The following is a 16,744-nucleotide window of genomic DNA, read 5'->3' as shown; positions in this document are numbered from 1 at the left end:
GGGGCGTCAGCCGCGCAGGGCGGTCTCCAGAGCCCCCGCGACCGACGCCGCCTCCTCGGGGCCGAGGGGGGCACCCGCGGGGTCCGTCACGTAGAAGGCGTCCACGGCGTTCGCGCCGAGCGTCGAGACATGGGCGCTGCGCACCCGTACCGACGCCGATTCGAGCGCGTGGCCGATCCGGTGCAGCAGCCCGGGGGCGTCCTGGGCACGGACCTCGATGACCGTGGCGAGGCGGGAGTCCGCGGACGCCACGGTGACCCGGGGCGGCGGGGCCTGGACACCGCGCCTGCGGGGGTAGGCCGCTTCGCGTTCGGCGAGGCGGGAGGTGATGTCGAGGGAGCCGTCGAGCGCGCGGACGAGGTCGACGCGCAGGCGGTTGGCCTGGGGCAGGGAGCCGTAGGCGGCCGCGACGCGCCAGTTGAGGACGAGGACCGTGCCGGTGCCGAGCTCTCCCGGCAGCTCGATGGCGCGCAGGTCGGCCGCGCGGACGGTGAGCCGGTGCAGGGCGAGGACGCCGGCGACGGCCGGGAGGACTCCCGGCCGGTCGGGCAGGGCGATGAGGAGCTCGACTCCGACGGGTTCCGGTTCCGGTTCGGGGTCGGGTCCGGAGGTCGGCTGCGGGGGCTCGGTCTGGGCGTGCAGGGCGAGGGCGGGTTCGCCGGTGCGCAGGGCCTCGATGGCGAGGCGTTCCTGTTCGGCGCTGGGGGCGGCGGGTTCGGGCTCGGGGGGCGCCTCCCCGGCGAGGACGCCCGCGACTCGTTTCACCAGGTCGGCGACGAGGGAGCCGCGCCAGGAGGACCAGGCCGCGGGGCCGGTGGCGAGGGCGTCGGCCTCGGTGAGGGCGTGCAGCAGCTCCAGGGTGCCGACGCTACCGACGGCGTCAGCGACGGCGGCGACGGTCGCCGGGTCGTCCAGGTCGCGCCTGGTCGCCGTCTCGACGAGCAGAAGGTGGTGGCGCACCAGGGTGGCGACGACGGTGACGTCGGCGCGGTCGAAGCCGATCCTGGTGGCGACGTCGCGGGCGATGGTCTCGCCGGCCACCGAGTGGTCGCCGGGCCAGCCCTTGCCGATGTCGTGGAGGAGCGCGGCGACGAGCAGCAGGTCGGGGCGGCCGACGCGGCGGGTGAGCGAGGAGGCGCGGACCGCGGTCTCGACGAGGTGGCGGTCGACGGTCCAGGTGTGGACGGGGTTGCGTTGGGGGCGGCAGCGGACCCGCTCCCAGTCGGGCAGGAGCCGGGTGATCAGCCCCTCTGCCTCCAGGGCTTCCCAGACGGGGACGGTGGATTCTCCGGCGCCGAGGAGAGTGACGAGCTCTTCGCGGGCCTCGGCCGGCCAGGGCACGGGCAGCGGTTTGACCGAGGCGGCGAGGCGCCGTACGGCGTGCAGGGAGAGCGGCAGCGCCGACTGGGCGGCCGCGGCGGCGGCCCGCAGCGGCAGCACCGGGTCGCGCTCGGGCCTGGCGGTGCGGGCGAGGACGACCTCGCCGTCCATCTCGACGACGCCCTCGGCGAGCGGGGTGCGCTCGACGGGCGGCTTGCCGCCGCCCAGGAGGGCGCGCAGCCGGGGCCGTACCGAGCGGGCCTTGAGGACCCTGTTGACCTCGCGCCAGGTCACGTCACCGGCGTACGAGACGGTCCGTGCGGCCTCGTACACCTCGCGCAGCAGGGTGTCGGCGTCCAGGAGCCCCAGCTCCTCGGCGACGGCGTCCTGCTCCTGGAGGGCGAGCCGGTCGGTGGCGCGTCCGGTGGTGAGGTGGAGTGCGTCGCGGGCGTCGAGGAGCCGCCGGCGGGCTTCGGCGAGGCCCGCGCGGGGGGCGTCGGCGAGCCAGGAGGCGGCGACGGCGCGCAGAGCGGTCGCGTCGCGCAGTCCGCCGCGGGCCTCCTTGAGGTCGGGTTCGAGGAGGAACTGAAGTTCGCCCTGGCGTTCGGCGCGCTCGCGGCACAGTTCGTCGAGTTCGGGCAGCCGCTTGGGGGCCTGGTTGCGCCAGTCGGCCAGTACGGCCGTGCGGACTCCCGCGGCGAGGGCGTGGTCGCCGGCGACATGGCGGGCGTCCAGCAGCCCGAGCTGCGCCTTGAGGTCCTCGGCCGCCGTCCTGCGGGCTTCGGCGGGGGTGCGTACGGAGTGGTCGAGGGCGAGCCCGAGGTCCCACACCGGATACCAGATCCGGTCGGCGAGGGAGGCGATCTCGCCGGCGGGTGCGCTGCCGTCGTGCAGGAGCAGCAGGTCGAGGTCGCTGCGGGGGGAGAGCTCCCCGCGGCCGTATCCGCCCACGGCGACGAGCGCCGTTCCCCGGGGCGGGCGGGCGGCGGTGAACAGCGCGTTCAGCCAGGTGTCGGTGAGCCGGGCCAGCGCGGCACGGCGCGGCGGCCCGGACTGCCCCTTCTCGGTGAGAAGGCGCAGTCGGGCCGCCGCGTAACCGCTGGGTCCCGAGTCTTCCGCTTCGGTACTGACTTCAAGGCTCGTCACCCAGCAGCTCCTGTCCTGTTCGGCCGGCGTGCGGCTAGAGGGCGTCCGGTCCGCGCTCGCCGGTGCGTACCCGTACGGCCGTGTCGACCGGGACGCTCCACACCTTCCCGTCACCGATCTTGCCCGTCCGGGCGGCCTTGACCACCACGTCGATGAGCTGTTCGGCGTCCTCGTCCTCGACCAGTACCTCGATACGGATCTTGGGTACGAGGTCGACGGTGTACTCGGCGCCCCGGTAGACCTCGGTGTGGCCTCGCTGCCGTCCGTATCCGCTGGCCTCGGTGACGGTGAGTCCATGGACTCCGAAGGCCTGCAGGGCCTCCTTGATCTCGTCGAGCCGGTGCGGCTTCACGACTGCGGTGATGAGCTTCATGCGTCCACCTTCTTGGCGTCCTGGGCGACGGGGGCGGGGGCGGCGGTGCTGCGCGAGGACGTGCCGCCGCCGGCTCCGCTGAAGTCGTACGCGGTCTCGGCGTGCTCGACCTGGTCGATGCCGGAGACCTCGTCGTCCTCGGGGACCCGCATGCCCATCGTCTTGTCGATGAGGAACGCGAGGACCGCCGAGACCACCAGAGAGTAGGCGAGGACCGCGAAGACGCCGATGGCCTGCTTGCCGAGCTGCTCGAGGCCGCCGCCGTAGAAGAGGCCCTTGGCGTCGGACTGGACGCCGCCGGTGGCGAAGAAGCCGACGAGGAGCGACCCGGCGACACCGCCGACGAGGTGGACGCCGACGACGTCGAGGGAGTCGTCGTAGCCGAACTTGTACTTCAGGCCGACGGCCATGGCGCACAGGAGGCCGGCGATGGCGCCGATGGCGATCGCGCCGAGCGGGGAGCAGGAGCCGCCGGAGGGGGTGATGGCGACGAGGCCCGCGACCGCGCCGGAGGCGGCGCCGAGGGTGGTGAAGGAGCCGTGGCGGAGCTTCTCGTACGCGAGCCAGGCGAGCATGGCGGCGGCGGTGGCGACCTGGGTGTTGACGAACATCACCGCGCCGACGCCGTCGTCGTTGCCGAGCCACGAGCCGGCGTTGAAGCCGAACCAGCCGAACCAGAGCAGACCGGCGCCGAGCATGACCAGCGGCAGGCTGTGCGGCCGCATCGGGTCCTTCTTGAAGCCGACGCGCTTGCCGATGACCAGGATCACGCCGAGCGCGGCGGCGCCGGCGTTGATGTGGACGGCGGTTCCGCCGGCGAAGTCGATCACGCCCATCTCGAAGAGCCAGCCGCCCGCTCCCCAGACCCAGTGGGCGACCGGGAAGTAGACGACGGTGACCCACAGGGTGATGAACAGCGCCCAGGCGGTGAACTTGACCCGGTCGGCGAGGGCGCCGCTGATCAGGGCGGGCGTGATGATCGCGAACATCAGCTGGAAGACCGCGAAGACGTACACCGGGATGGTGTAGCCGTCCCACAGCTCGGTGATGCCGATGCCGCTGAGTCCCACGTAGTCGGAGGACCAGCCGATGATCGACCCCGAGTCGGTGCCGAAGGCCAGGCTGAAGCCGAACAGGACCCACAGGATCGTGACGATCCCGAGGCTGATGAAGCTCATCATCAGCATGTTCAGGGTGGATTTGACGCGGACCATGCCTCCGTAGAAGAAGGCCAGCGCCGGGGTCATCAGCATGACCAGGGCGGAGCAGATGAGCATGAACCCGGTGTTGGCTGCAGACAGCTCGGGGGCGTCTGCGGCAAGGGTCGTGATGCCTGGGGGCATCGGCGTCTCCTCGTCGTCGGTAGGGCCTGTGCGGGGCGGGGCCGGGAATCTGCCGGACCATGAGGGGTGGCCGGTTATCGCCAGAGGTTGTCCCAGCGCCGTTTCCGCCGATGCCGCACGATGTTTCGGCGCAGTGACGAAGAGGTCGGCCGTGTTACGTGGCCATGAACTGCCGGATCACGGAATGGTCACGTGCGTACCCTCTGCTCGCGACGAGGACCGGCCGCGGCAGTCACCCGTTGACCTGGCGGGGGGAGCCGAGTCGGGCTGTACGGGATGACTGTCGCGGCCGGAGTCTGGGCGGGCGGGGTGTGTCTCAGACCGCTTCGGCGGTCTCGGGCAGCTGAGCGGTGAGGATGTCGGTGAGACGGACGACCTCGGGCACGTCGCCGAAGTCCCTGGCGGCCGTGTCGACGGTCTTGCGGAGCCGGTTGTTGACCCGCTCGGAGCGGACGCTCCTGGCGACGGTGAGGGCCTTCTCCGCGAGGACCGTGGACTGCTCGGGCTCCCGCTTGAGGAGGTGCACGGTGGCCATGCCGATCAGGTTGAGTGCGTACGACCGCTGGTGCTCCTCGTCCTTGGCGAAGAGGTCCACGGCGCGCTCCATCACCGGCTCGGCGAGCGAGGCGTAGGTGGGGCTGCGGCCGGCGACATAGGCCAGGTCCCGGTAGGAGTGGCCGTTCTCGCCGTTCAGCTCGGCCTCGGAGAAGAAGCGGATCCAGTCGGGCTCGGGCTCGCCGTCGAGTCCGGCGTCGGAGAAGGTGTCCTCGGCCATCCGGACGGCCCGCTTGCACTTGCTGGGCTGCCCCATGTTGGCGTAGGCGCGGGCCTCCATCGCATACAGCATGGCCTGAGTGCGCGGGGTGGCGCAGTCGCGGCTTCCGTACTGCGCGAGGTGGATGAGCTCGAGGGCGTCGTCGGGCCGCCCGAGGTGGATCATCTGGCGGCTCATGGAGGAGAGGATGTACGACCCGAGGGGCTTGTCGCCGGCCTCCTTGGCGGCGTGCAGGGCGAGCACGAAGTACTTCTGCGCGGTGGGTTGGAGGCCCACGTCATAGCTCATCCACCCGGCGAGTTCGGCCAGTTCGGCCGCGCACTTGAAGAGCCGCTGGGCGGTGTCGGCGGGCTGGGGCTCCTGGAGGAGGTCGGTGACCTCGTGGAGCTGCCCGACGACGGCCTTGCGGCGCAGTCCGCCGCCGCACTGCGCGTCCCACTGGCGGAACATCGCGGTGGTGGACTCCAGCAGGTCCAGTTCCGGCTTGGAGAGCCGGGTGGGGCGGCGGATCGGGACGGGGGGCTCGGCCCTTCCGGCTTCGGCGGCGGGGGTGGGCACCAGCCAGCGCTGCATCGGTTCGACGAGGGCGGGGCCTGCGGCGAGCGCCAGGGAGGTGCCGAGGAAACCGCGGCGGGCGAGCATCAGGTCGCTGCGGGAGAACTCACTGAGAAGCTCCACGGTCTGCGGGCCGGCCCAGGGCAGGTCGACGCCGGACACCGACGGTGACTGGTGAGCGGTGCGCAGGCCGAGGTCCTCGATGGCGACGACGCTGCCGAAACGCTCCGAGAACAGCTCGGACAGGATGCGCGGGATGGGCTCGCGCGGCTGTTCGCCGTCGAGCCAGCGGCGGACCCGTGAGGTGTCCGTGCTGATGTGGTGCGCGCCCATCTGCCGTGCCCGCCGGTTCACTTGCCGCGCGAGCTCGCCCTTCGACCAGCCGCTGCGCACGAACCACGAACTCAGCTGCTCGTTCGGGCGCTTGCCGGCATTCGTACCGTCTGCGCCACTGCCGCCCACTGGAACGCCCCCATCCGCTGATCCCGCTGTTGCGCGAACCCCTACCAGAATGCCGTGAGTTACGGCCGCCGTCCGGCGGTTGCCACCCTTCAAACAGGAAACCGGCTTGCCCCCGGCATACCCGCGCGTGCATTGCACTCCCGGCGTTCGTGTACCGAAAGTAACCCCACGATCACCGCTCCAGCGAGGGCGTTTCAAGAATCGCCACCATTCGCCACCCCTTCGAATGAACTCGCCGACCGCTGAACACGATTCACTTGACATGTGACGGATGGAGTAGGCGCAGAGGTGCGCGGGGCGGCGCGCGGTGGCCGGTGCGCACCACCTTTCGCGCCTCGCCGTGCCGCCGCGGCGTGACGCCGTGTCACGACCGGGCTCCGATTCGTAACCACCGGCGCGCTCGACCCGTTGGAGGGGGCATGGGCTTCACGATCGGCAGCACTCGCGGGATCAGGGATATCCGGTCCGGCTCTCGGCGCCGGACCCGCTCGGCGGAGTGCACAGTGGTCGCCGAGTACACCGGACTGTGGGGCTGGGACGTGGTCCCCGGGGCACGGGCCTCCGCCGGCCGCTGCTCGTGCGGTGACCCCGCGTGTCCGGCCCCGGGCGCCCACCCGCTCTCCTTCGCCGCCGAGGTCCCGGCGGGCGCCGGCCTCGACGACGCGGCCAAGGCCTGGTCGGAGTTCCCCGGCGCGGCGCTGATGCTTCCGGTGGGCCGCGCCTTCGACATCCTCGAGGTCGCCGAACCGGCGGGGCGGCGGGCGCTGGTCCGGCTGGAGCGGATGGGGCTTCCGCTCGGCCCGGTCTGCGCGACCCCCTCGGGGCGGGCGCAGTTCTTCGTCGCTCCCGGGGCGGCGGCGGAGCTGCCGCAGCTGCTCTACCGGATGGGCTGGGACGACGCGGCCCTGGACCTGCACTGCCTGGGCCCGGGCAGCCACATCACGGCGCCGCCGTCGGACTGCGGCGGCCTCGGGCCGTCCCGCTGGCTGCGCCCCCCGACCCTGGACACGGCGGGCGCGCCGCCGCAGGCGCGCCTGCTGCTGGGCACGCTGGCGTACATCACGCACCGCTCGGCGGCGTAGGCCTCCGGGTGGGGCGTGGGGTCGAGGCTCCCGCCGCCACCCCCGCCCACACCCGGCCGGCGGCCTAGGCCTCGCCGACGAGCGCGTCCACGAACGCCTCCGGGTCGAACGGCGCCAGATCGTCCGGCCCCTCGCCCAGGCCCACCAGCTTGACCGGAACGCCGAGCTCGCGCTGGACCGCGATGACGATGCCGCCCTTGGCCGTGCCGTCGAGCTTGGTGAGGACGATGCCGGTGATGTCCACGACCTCCGCGAACACCCGGGCCTGGACCAGCCCGTTCTGCCCGGTGGTGGCGTCCAGGACCAGCAGGATCTCGTCCAGCGGCCCATGCTTCTCGACGACCCGCTTGACCTTGCCGAGCTCGTCCATGAGGCCCGTCTTGGTGTGCAGCCGGCCGGCGGTGTCGATGAGGACGACGTCGGCGCCCTCCGCGATGCCCTCCTTGACCGCGTCGAAGGCGATCGACGCCGGGTCGCCGCCCTCGGGCCCGCGTACGGTACGGGCGCCCACCCGCTCGCCCCAGGTCTGGAGCTGGTCGGCCGCGGCGGCACGGAAGGTGTCGGCCGCGCCGAGGACCACCGAGCGGCCGTCCGCGACCAGGACCCGGGCCAGCTTGCCGGTGGTGGTGGTCTTGCCGGTGCCGTTGACACCGACGACCATGATCACGCCGGGGGTGTCCAGGCCGCTCTCGGTCTTCACCTCGCGGTCGAAGTCCGTACCGAGCAGGGTGAGGAGCTCCTCCCGGAGCAGGGTCCGCAGCTCGTCGGGGGTGCGGGTGCCGAGGACCTTCACGCGTTCGCGCAGCCGCTCCACGAGTTCCTGGGTGGGCGCGACACCGACGTCCGCGGTGAGGAGGGTGTCCTCGATCTCCTCCCAGGTGTCCTCGTCGAGGTGCTCGCGGGACAGGAGGGTGAGCAGCCCCTTGCCGAGGGAGTTCTGCGAGCGGGCGAGCCGGGCGCGCAGCCGGACCAGCCGGCCGGCGGTCGGCTCGGGGGTTTCGATCTCGGGCGCGGGCGGCGCCGCGACGACGGGGTCCTCGACGGCGGCCGGTGCCTCGACCGCCTCCTCGGCGGTCGGGAGGCCGACCTCCTCGATCGTGCGGCGTGGTTCTTCCCGCGGTGTCTCCGCCTCGTCGCCGACATGCGGCTCGGCGGGCGGAGCGGTGATGGTCGGCGTGGTGGACGGCGCCTCGGCCGGCGGCAGCTTCTTCTTCTTGCGACCGCTGATCACGAGCCCGCTGGTCACGGCGACCGCGACGATCAGAGCGATGACTACAGCAAGGATGATTTCCATAACCCGTCCAGTATCGGCCACGAGCCCGCCGAGGGGTCGTCCCCCGGCGAACCGGCGGGCCGGAGTCGTCTATTTGGACCTTTCGGGGATTACATACGATGCTGGTGCACTTGGCGCGCCTTCGTGCCGCCTCTCCCCCGGAGCCCCCCACCTCTGTACGGAGCCGTCCCATGCCCCACGCCTCGGAACCCGAAGGCGCGATATCCGAGGGCGCGGTGGAGACCCGCGGTCTCGAACCCGTCCCCGACGCCGAGCGCACCGGCCAGGTCCGTGAGCTCTTCCCCACCTGGGTCGCCGCGAACATCAGTGTGCTGTTGCTCACGATGGGCGCGGGCCTGATCGTCTTCAACGGGCTGAACTTCTGGCAGGTCCTGGTGGTGGCCGTCGCCGCGCCGGTCCTGTCGTACGGCATCGTCGGGCTGATCTCGATCGCCGGTAAGCGCGGGGGCTCCCCCGGCATGGCGCTGTCGCGGGCGGTTTTCGGCCAGCGCGGCAATCTCTTTCCCGGTTCGCTGATCTGGGTGGCGCGCTGGGGCTGGGAGACGATCAATGCGGTCACGGGCGCGTACGCGGTGCTGACCGTCCTGGATCTGCTGTTCGGTGTCGAGGCCGGCACCCCGCTGATCGTGGTCACGCTCCTCGCCTTCGTCGCGTGCACCTTCGTGGTCTCGGGCCTCGGCATCAACGCGCTGCGGGTGTGCAGTACCTGGTCGACGTATCTCTTCGGCGCGTTCTCCGTGCTGGTGCTGGTGTATCTGGTCGCGGACACCGACTGGTCGGCGGTCTTCGCCAAGCCGGCCGGTTCGACGGCGATGCTGATCGCGGGGATCGGGACGATCGCGGCGGGCGGCATCAGCTGGGTCCCCTCGGGCCCGGACTTCACCCGCTATCTGCCGCGCACCGCCTCGTCGCGGGCGATGGTCGGCTCCACCGTCGGCGGCGCCGGGATCGTGGTGCTGCCGATGGTGCTGATGGGTGCGGTGATGGCGGTCGGCACACCGGATCTGGCGTCGGCGCAGGACCCGGTGTCCTTCATCGGCGAGCTGCTGCCCGCCTGGATCTCGGTGCCGTATCTGCTCATCGCCCTGATCGGCATGCTGCTGATCAACTCGATGTCGATGTACTCGGCGGGCTTCACCGCGCAGACGCTGGGCATCCGGGTCCCGCGCGCCTGGGCGGTGAGTGTGAACGCGGTGATCAGCCTGGTCTTCGGTTTCCTGCTGATGGTGGTGGCGACCAGCTTCATCGGGTCGTTCATCTCGTTCCTGACGCTGCTCGCGGTCGCGTTCTCGGCGTGGATCGGGGTGTTCGGCGTCGACATGCTGCGCCGCACGTCGTACGACGGGAGGGCGCTGATGGACACCACCCGTACCAGCGCGTACTGGTACCGGGGCGGGTTCGCCTGGCAGGCGATGGTGGCATGGGGTGTGGCGCTGGCCGGCGGTCTGCTGTTCACCGGGGTCGACTGGTTCACCGGCCCGCTGGCCTCGTCGTGGATCGGGCGGAACGGGCTGGGCTGGGCGGCGACGATCGTGGTCGCGGCGGCGCTGTACGCCGTGCTCCCGCGGACGCGGGCCCCCCGGACGGTGGCCGTCGCCGATGAGCGGGAGACCGCACCCCTGTCCATCTGACGCCACGTCAGCTACCGTCCCCCTTCGCCGGCTTCCCACCGCGGAGGGGGACGTTCCCATGCCCTTCACAGTCGTACGGTTCAATCTCGTCGATCCCCACGGCACGCCCGAGAGCCTTTCGGACCGCTATCGCGCGGCGCTGGAGATGGCCGCGTACGCCGACGACCGCGGGGTCGACACCGTGCAGACCGAGGAACACCACGGGGCCGCCAACAACTGGCTGCCCTCGCCGTTCGCCTTCGCCGCCGCCGTGTTCGGGGCGACCCGCAGGATCGCGGTCACCGTCTCGGCGATCATCGGGCCGCTGCACGATCCGCTGCGGCTGGCGGAGGAGATCGCCGTACTGGACCTGCTGAGCAGGGGCCGGCTGGTGACGGTCGCGGGGATCGGATACCGGCCGGAGGAGTACGAGGCGTTCGGCGTCGACTGGGGCCGGCGCGGCAAGCTGCAGGACCTGCTCCTGGAGACCCTGCTGAAGGCGTGGACCGGCGAGCCGTTCACGTACGAGGGCCGAACGGTGCGCGTCACCCCCCGCCCGTACACGCGGCCGCATCCGCCGCTGCTGGTCGGCGGTTCGTCACGGGCGGCCGCCCGCCGCGCGGCCCGGCTCGGGCTGCCCTTCTTCCCGAGCGCCCACCTGCCGGAGCTGGAGGCGTACTACACGGGGCTCTGCGCGGAGTACGGCACCGAGGGCTGGACGATGATGCCGGCCGAGAAGACGCCGCTGCTGCATCTGTCCGAGGACCCGGACCGGACATGGGAGCGGTACGGCGAGCATTTCCTGCACGAGGCGCGGATGTACGCCTCCTGGCAGTCGAAGGACATCCGCTCGGCCGTGAGGTCGACGGCGACGACGGTCGAGGAGCTGCGGGCCGAGGGGGTGTACCGGATCGTCACGCCGGACGAGTGCGTGGCGCTGGGCGCCGAGAGTCTTGTCCTGCATCCGCTGTGCGGCGGGATGCCGGTCGACGAGGCGTGGCGGAGTCTGCACCTGCTGGGGGAAGGCGTACTGCCCCGGCTCAAGGGATGAGCCGGGGCAGTTCCGTGGTCGAGGAGAGGGGCAGCGGGGATTAGCCCATCTCCTCCAACGCCTTGCCCTTCGTCTCCTTCACGTACCGCAGTACGAAGGGGATCGAGAGCACGGCGAAGACTGTGTAGATGATGTAGGTGCCGGAGAGGTTCCAGTCGGCGAGGGACGGGAAGCTCGCGGTGATGGCCCAGTTGGCGATCCACTGGGCGGAGGCGGCGACGCCGAGCGCCGCGGCGCGGATCCGGTTGGGGAACATCTCGCCGAGGAAGACCCAGACCACCACGCCCCACGAGAGGGCGAAGAAGAGCACGAAGACATGCGCGGCGATCAGGGCCACGATGCCCTCGGTGTGGGGCAGCTTGCCGCCCACGAGGTCGGCGGAGAAGGCCCAGGCCTCGAAGGCGAGGGCGATCGCCATACCGGCGGAACCGACGAGGGCGAGGGGCCTGCGGCCGACCCGGTCCACCAGGACCATCGCGATCACGGTGCCGATGATGTTGATGATCGACGTGGTGAACGAGTAGAAGAACGAGCCCGCCGGGTCGATGCCGACCGACTGCCACAGCGTCGCGGAGTAGTAGAACGCCACGTTGATGCCGACGAGCTGCTGGAAGACGGAGAGGCCGATGCCGACCCAGACGATCGGCAGGAAACCGAAGCGGCTGCCGAGCAGGTCCTTGAACCTGGACTTGTGCTCGCGGCGCATGGCCAGCTCGATCTCGGCGACCCGGTGGTCGAGGTCGACCGAGTGGCCCTCGACCTCGGCCAGTACTTCCTTGGCCCGGTCGATTTTGCCGACGGAGATCAGGAAGCGCGGCGACTCGGGGATGGCGAAGGAGAGCAGGCCGTACAGGAGCGCGGGGACGACCATGACGCCGAGCATCCACTGCCAGGCCTCGAGCCCACCGATCTCACCGCGCTGGTCGCCGTCGGCAAGCTGCAGGATGCCGTAGTTGACCAGCTGGGAGATGGCGATGCCGATGACGATGGCGGCCTGCTGGAACGAGCCGAGGCGGCCGCGGTAGGCGGCGGGGGCGACTTCGGCGATGTACGCGGGACCGATCACCGAGGCCATGCCGATGGCGAAGCCGCCGATGACCCGCCAGAAGGCGAGGTCCCACAGGGCGAACGGGAGCGCGGAGCCGACGGCGCTGACGGTGAACAGCACCGCGGCGATCTGCATGCAGCGGATGCGGCCGATGCGGTCGGCGATCCGGCCGGCGGTCGCGGCGCCGATGGCGCAGCCGATCAGGGCGATGGCGATGACCTGGGCGAGCGTTCCGGAGCCGATGTCGTAGCGGTCCCGGATCGCCTCGACGGCGCCGTTGATCACGGAGCTGTCGTAGCCGAACAGGAAGCCGCCCATCGCGGCGGATGCCGTGATGAAGATGACATGGCCGAGATGGTCCGGGTGAGCCGCCCGCCCTTCGGAGGGCGGCGGCGCCTGCGCGGTGCTGGTCACATGTACTCCTGTGAGCATCCGGCAGCGTCGCCGGAGCATGGGGGGCGAGCCCTTCCAGTGGCGCACAACTTCACGACGCCCACCACTTGAAGGTAAAAGCAACGCTGCAGAGACTATGCGTTCAAGTTTCGAAGTCAATAGCTGAGCAGCGATCGATTCGAAGACACGGCACGTCGCCTGGTGTTCAAGTGTTGAAGTGAGTTGTCACTCGCTCAGCGGAGGCGCTGGCTGATGACCTTGGACACTCCGTCGCCCTGCATGGAGACGCCGTAGAGCGCGTCGGCGACCTCCATCGTCCGCTTCTGGTGGGTGATCACGATCAGCTGCGAGGACTCCTGGAGTTCCTGCATGATCCTGATCAGCCGCTGCAGATTGGTGACGTCCAGCGCGGCCTCGACCTCGTCCATCACGTAGAACGGGCTGGGCCTGGCCTTGAAGATGGACACCAGCATCGCCACGGCCGTCAAAGACCGCTCGCCGCCGGAGAGCAGCGAGAGCCGCTTGACCTTCTTGCCGGGAGGCCTGGCCTCGACGTCGACTCCGGTGGTGAGCATGTTGTCCGGGTCGGTCAGGACGAGCCTGCCCTCGCCGCCCGGGAAGAGCCGGGAGAAGACACCCTCGAACTCGCGGGCGGTGTCCCGGTACGCCTCGGTGAAGACCTGCTCGACACGCTCGTCCACCTCCTTCACGACCTGGAGAAGGTCGGCCCTGGTCTTCTTCAGGTCCTCCAGCTGCTCGGACAGGAACTGGTGACGCTCCTCCAGCGCCGAGAACTCCTCCAGCGCCAGCGGGTTCACCTTCCCGAGCTGCTGATACGCCCGTTCGGCCGACCTCAGTCGCTTTTCCTGTTCCGCGCGAACGAAACGCCGCGGCTGGTTGCGCGGGTGCTCGGGGTCCTCGGGCAGCTCCTCCCCCTCCGCGGGCAGGGAGGGCGGCACGAGCTGATGCGGCCCGTACTCGGCGACCAGCGCGGCCGGCTCGACCCCCAGCTCCTCCAGCGCCTTCGTCTCCAGCTGCTCGATCCGCAATCGCTTCTCGGCGCCGAGGACCTCGCCCCGGTGGACCGAGTCGGTCAGCTTGTCGAGCTCCGCCTTCAGGTCGCGGCCCTCGGCGCGGGCGGCGGTCAGCTCGCGTTCCCGGGCGGCCTTGGCGGCCTCGGCGAGGGCCCGCTCCTGTTCGGCGCGTACGAGCGACACCTCGGCGTGGGCGAGCAACTGGCGGGCGCCGGCGGCGACGGCCGAGGCCACCGCGGCCTCGTGGCGCAGCCGGGCGCGGCGCTGCTCGGCGCGCGCCCGTGCCTCGCGTTCGGCGCGGGCCCCCCGGTCGAGGGAGTCGGCCCGGCCCGCGAGGCCCTTGACCCGCTCCTCGTGGGTACGGACCTGGAGACGCGCCTCCATCTCGGTCTGGCGGGCGTTGGCGCCGTCGGCGGCGAGCCGGTCCCGTACGGACGTGTCGGGCTCCTCCTCGAGAGGGGTCTCCTCCGCGACCAGCAGGCGCTCCGCCAGCTCCTCGGCGTCCATGGTCGCCTTCTCCAGGGCGTCCTGGGCGCGGGCGGCGGCCGCGGCGGCCCGCTCGGCCTCCCCGGCGGCGCCACGGGCCTGGCCGGCGAGCCGCCCGAGCTGCTGGGCCACCGCCGACTTCTCGCGGTCGGCGGCCCGGCGCCGCTGCCCCAGCTCCTCGACGAGCGCCGCGGCGTCGGCGCGCCGTCCGGTCGCCTCATGCTGCCGGGCGGCGAGCTCCTCGCAGCGGACGGCCAGCTCCGCGAGCTCGGCGGCGGCCTCGTCGACGGACGCCTGCACTTCGAGGAGACTGGGCGCGCCCGCGGACCCGCCGTGCGCGAAGTGGGTGCCGAGAAGGTCCCCTTCGGCGGTGACGGCGGTCAGCCCGGGGTGCGCGTGGACGAGATCCTCGGCGTCCTCCAGCGTGGAGACGACCACGATGTCCCGTACGAGCCGCCGCACGGCCTCCATCAGCTCCCCCGGCCCCCGCACGAGCTCCGCGACGAAGCGGAGCGCGGAGGCGGTCCGGGCCGTGGACACGCCGGCACCGACCCGCACGGCGCCGCTCTCCCCGCCGGAACCCGGCACATGACCGCCCGCCGGGGCAACAGGCCCCTCGGGGACAACCGGCCCGGCCGCGTCCCCGATAGCGCCCTGCGGTGCGGGGCCGGTCGCGCCCGCCGGGGCAGGGACGCGGCTGTCGCCGGCGAGGGCGGGCAGCAGGCTCTCCGAAGCGGCAGGTCCGTCCGTCCGGTCGTGCGAAGCACCGTCCCGCGGGGCGGCTTCGCCTTCGTCGCCCGGGGAAGACGGGCCGTCCTCCCCGGCATGCTCCACGGCGGCGGCGCCCGCCGGTGCCGGGAGCAATCCCCATCCCTCCGCCGCCGCCGGGACCGGGCCCCCGGGTGCCGGCCGATCCGGGGCGGGCTCGGCGGCCGGCGCGGGGACGCGGGGGGTGTCCGTGGGGGTGGGGGCGCCGCCCAGGAGGAGGGACGCGCGGCCGGCGTCCTGCTTGCGGAGGAGGCGGATCGCGTCGGCGGCCGTGGCCGGGTCGGTCACCGCGACCGCGTTCGCCGCCGCGCCGAGGGCAGCCGCGACCGGGACCTCGAAGCCGGGGGTGACGGTCAGCAGTTCGGCGGCCGGGCCGAGCAGACCGCCGAGACGTTCCTGCGCGGCGAGCAGCGCGCCGGTGCCGTCCTTGCGGCGCAGGCCCAGGGCGAGGGCCTCGTGGCGGGCCTGGGTCGCGGCGCGGCGGCGCTCGGCCGCGGTGGTCTCCTCACGGGCGGCCGACAGCGCCGCCTCGGCGGCGGCCAGTTCCCGCCCGGCCGCTTCGTGCTGCTCGCCGAGCGCCGAGTCGTCCGCGTCGAGCCCGTCGACCTCGGCCTTCAGCTGCTCGTACTCCTCCTGCGCGGCGACCGCCCGCCCCTGCGCCTCGTCCCGCGCGGCGGCGAGCCGCCCGATCTCGGCCTGGGCCGAGGCCGCTCGCGAGCGGGCCGCGTTGACCTGGCCGCTCAGCCGGGCGAGTCCCTCGCGCCGGTCGGCGATGGCGCGGGCGACGTCCTTGAGCCTGCGCTCCTCGACGGCCAGCTCGCGCTCCAGGTCGGCGCGGTGGGCGACGGTGTCCTCCAGGGCGCGCTCGGCCGCCTCCAGCGCGGCCTCCAGCTCCGCCTCCTGCTCGCGGATCCGGGCGGCCTCCCGCTCCATGTCCTCCGGGTCGCGGCCGCGCCGCTCCTCGGCCGGCTGGGTGGTGGCGCTCTTCACCCGGGCGTCGGCGAGCGAGATGGTCCCGCGCACCCGCTCGGCCAGCTGGGAAAGCTCGTACCAGGTCTGCTGCGCGCGCTGGAGGCGGGGCGCGAGGCGCCGTACCTCGTCCTCCAGCTCGGCCTCGCGGGCCAGCGCGGCCCGCAGGTCCGCCTCTGCGCTCTCCTTGCGCTGCTTGAGGGCCGCCTCGTCGGCGATCTCGCTCCGCAGCGCCTCGCGGAGCCGTACGAGGTCGTCGGAGAGGAGCCGGAGGCGGGCGTCGCGCAGATCGGCCTGGATGACGGCGGCGCGGCGGGCCACGGCCGCCTGGCGGCCGAGCGGCTTGAGCTGGCGGCGTAGTTCGTCGGTCAGATCCTGCACGCGCGCGAGATTGGCCTGCATCGCGTCCAGCTTCCGCAGCGCCTTCTCCTTGCGCTTGCGGTGCTTGAGAACGCCCGCGGCTTCCTCGATGAAAGCCCGCCGGCCCATCGGGTCGGCGTGCAGAACCGAGTCGAGCTGCCCCTGCCCGACGATCACATGCATTTCCCGGCCGATACCGGAGTCGGAAAGAAGATCTTGAATGTCGAGCAGCCGGCACGTGTCGCCGTTGATCTGGTATTCGCTGCCGCCGTTGCGGAACATGATCCGCGTAATGGTGACCTCGGCGTAGTCGATCGGCAGTGCGCCGTCGGAATTGTCGATCGTCAGCGAGACCTCGGCACGGCCGAGCGGAGGCCGCCCGGTGGTACCGGCGAAGATCACGTCTTCCATCTTGCCGCCGCGCAGCGACTTGGCGCCCTGTTCGCCCATGACCCAGGACAATGCGTCCACGACATTGGATTTGCCGGAACCGTTGGGCCCCACGACACAGGTGATACCGGGTTCGAACCGCAGCGTCGTGGCTGAGGCGAACGATTTGAACCCGCGGAGGGTCATGGCCTTGAGATGCACGCCCCCGGACTCTACCGGCACCTCCGGTTTCACTCGTGTAGGCGCAGGGCAGATCAGTCGTTAAGGATCGCCGGACGGCGACGG

The 16,744-nt window shown here is 72.0% G+C and carries 10 protein-coding genes; 3 read left to right on the top strand and 7 right to left on the bottom strand.

Going from position 1 to position 16,744, the window contains the following annotated elements; translation table 11 throughout:
- Positions 1-6 precede the first annotated feature (6 nt).
- The 4 genes from ACZ5VC_RS09495 to nsdA all read right to left on the bottom strand — a co-directional run bounded on the left by ACZ5VC_RS09495 (position 7) and on the right by nsdA (position 5,974).
- A complete protein-coding gene (locus ACZ5VC_RS09495) occupies positions 7-2,466 on the bottom strand; it encodes a [protein-PII] uridylyltransferase (RefSeq protein WP_469119477.1) in 2,460 nt (819 codons plus the stop codon).
- Positions 2,467-2,500: 34 nt separating this feature from the next.
- The gene (locus tag ACZ5VC_RS09490; RefSeq protein WP_397770036.1) at positions 2,501-2,839 is read right to left on the bottom strand and encodes a P-II family nitrogen regulator; all 339 of its coding nucleotides are present in this window, start codon (positions 2,837-2,839) and stop codon (positions 2,501-2,503) included.
- The gene (locus ACZ5VC_RS09485; RefSeq protein WP_469119476.1) at positions 2,836-4,182 is read right to left on the bottom strand and encodes an ammonium transporter; all 1,347 of its coding nucleotides are present in this window, start codon (positions 4,180-4,182) and stop codon (positions 2,836-2,838) included. The genes ACZ5VC_RS09490 and ACZ5VC_RS09485 overlap by 4 nt, the downstream gene beginning before the upstream one ends.
- Before the next feature lie 316 nt (positions 4,183-4,498).
- Positions 4,499-5,974, bottom strand: a complete 1,476-nt coding sequence (gene nsdA, locus ACZ5VC_RS09480; RefSeq protein ID WP_469119475.1) for a transcriptional repressor NsdA — start codon at positions 5,972-5,974, stop codon at positions 4,499-4,501.
- 419 nt (positions 5,975-6,393) lie between these two features.
- Here nsdA and ACZ5VC_RS09475 point away from each other — a divergent pair, with 419 nt between their 5' ends.
- Positions 6,394-7,056 (top strand): bifunctional DNA primase/polymerase, encoded by a 663-nt coding sequence (locus ACZ5VC_RS09475; protein ID WP_469119474.1) that lies wholly within the window; start codon positions 6,394-6,396, stop codon positions 7,054-7,056.
- A 64-nt stretch (positions 7,057-7,120) separates the two neighbouring features.
- Here ACZ5VC_RS09475 and ftsY read toward each other — a convergent pair whose 3' ends face one another.
- Entirely contained in the window at positions 7,121-8,350 is a 1,230-nt protein-coding gene (ftsY, locus tag ACZ5VC_RS09470) for a signal recognition particle-docking protein FtsY (RefSeq protein ID WP_469119473.1), read from the bottom strand.
- A gap of 170 nt (positions 8,351-8,520) precedes the next feature.
- Between ftsY and ACZ5VC_RS09465 the strand changes: the two genes are divergently transcribed.
- Positions 8,521-9,981: a cytosine permease gene (locus ACZ5VC_RS09465; protein ID WP_469119472.1), complete on the top strand. Its 1,461-nt coding sequence runs from the start codon at positions 8,521-8,523 to the stop codon at positions 9,979-9,981.
- A gap of 58 nt (positions 9,982-10,039) precedes the next feature.
- Positions 10,040-11,011, top strand: coding sequence for an LLM class flavin-dependent oxidoreductase (locus ACZ5VC_RS09460; protein ID WP_469119471.1), 972 nt, complete (start codon positions 10,040-10,042; stop codon positions 11,009-11,011).
- A 40-nt stretch (positions 11,012-11,051) separates the two neighbouring features.
- Here the strand turns inward: ACZ5VC_RS09460 and ACZ5VC_RS09455 are convergent, their stop codons facing one another.
- A complete protein-coding gene (locus ACZ5VC_RS09455; protein ID WP_469119470.1) occupies positions 11,052-12,473 on the bottom strand; it encodes a sugar porter family MFS transporter in 1,422 nt (473 codons plus the stop codon).
- A gap of 212 nt (positions 12,474-12,685) precedes the next feature.
- Positions 12,686-16,660: an AAA family ATPase gene (locus ACZ5VC_RS09450; RefSeq protein WP_469119469.1), complete on the bottom strand. Its 3,975-nt coding sequence runs from the start codon at positions 16,658-16,660 to the stop codon at positions 12,686-12,688.
- Positions 16,661-16,744 lie beyond the last annotated feature (84 nt).

It is taken from the genome of Streptomyces sp. NPDC033174 (assembly GCF_055577795.1).
Note: the sequence above shows the minus strand (reverse complement) of the source record. Positions and strands in the feature narration are given on the sequence as shown.

Excerpts from the sequence above, each read along its gene's own strand:
- ACZ5VC_RS09490 (WP_397770036.1), bottom strand. The coding sequence starts at position 2,839 with ATGAAGCTCATCACCGCAGTCGTGAAGCCGCACCGGCTCGACGAGATC.
- ACZ5VC_RS09485 (WP_469119476.1), bottom strand. The coding sequence starts at position 4,182 with ATGCCCCCAGGCATCACGACCCTTGCCGCAGACGCCCCCGAGCTGTCT.
- ACZ5VC_RS09475 (WP_469119474.1), top strand. The coding sequence starts at position 6,394 with ATGGGCTTCACGATCGGCAGCACTCGCGGGATCAGGGATATCCGGTCC.
- ftsY (WP_469119473.1), bottom strand. The coding sequence starts at position 8,350 with ATGGAAATCATCCTTGCTGTAGTCATCGCTCTGATCGTCGCGGTCGCC.
- ACZ5VC_RS09465 (WP_469119472.1), top strand. The coding sequence starts at position 8,521 with ATGCCCCACGCCTCGGAACCCGAAGGCGCGATATCCGAGGGCGCGGTG.
- ACZ5VC_RS09460 (WP_469119471.1), top strand. The coding sequence starts at position 10,040 with ATGCCCTTCACAGTCGTACGGTTCAATCTCGTCGATCCCCACGGCACG.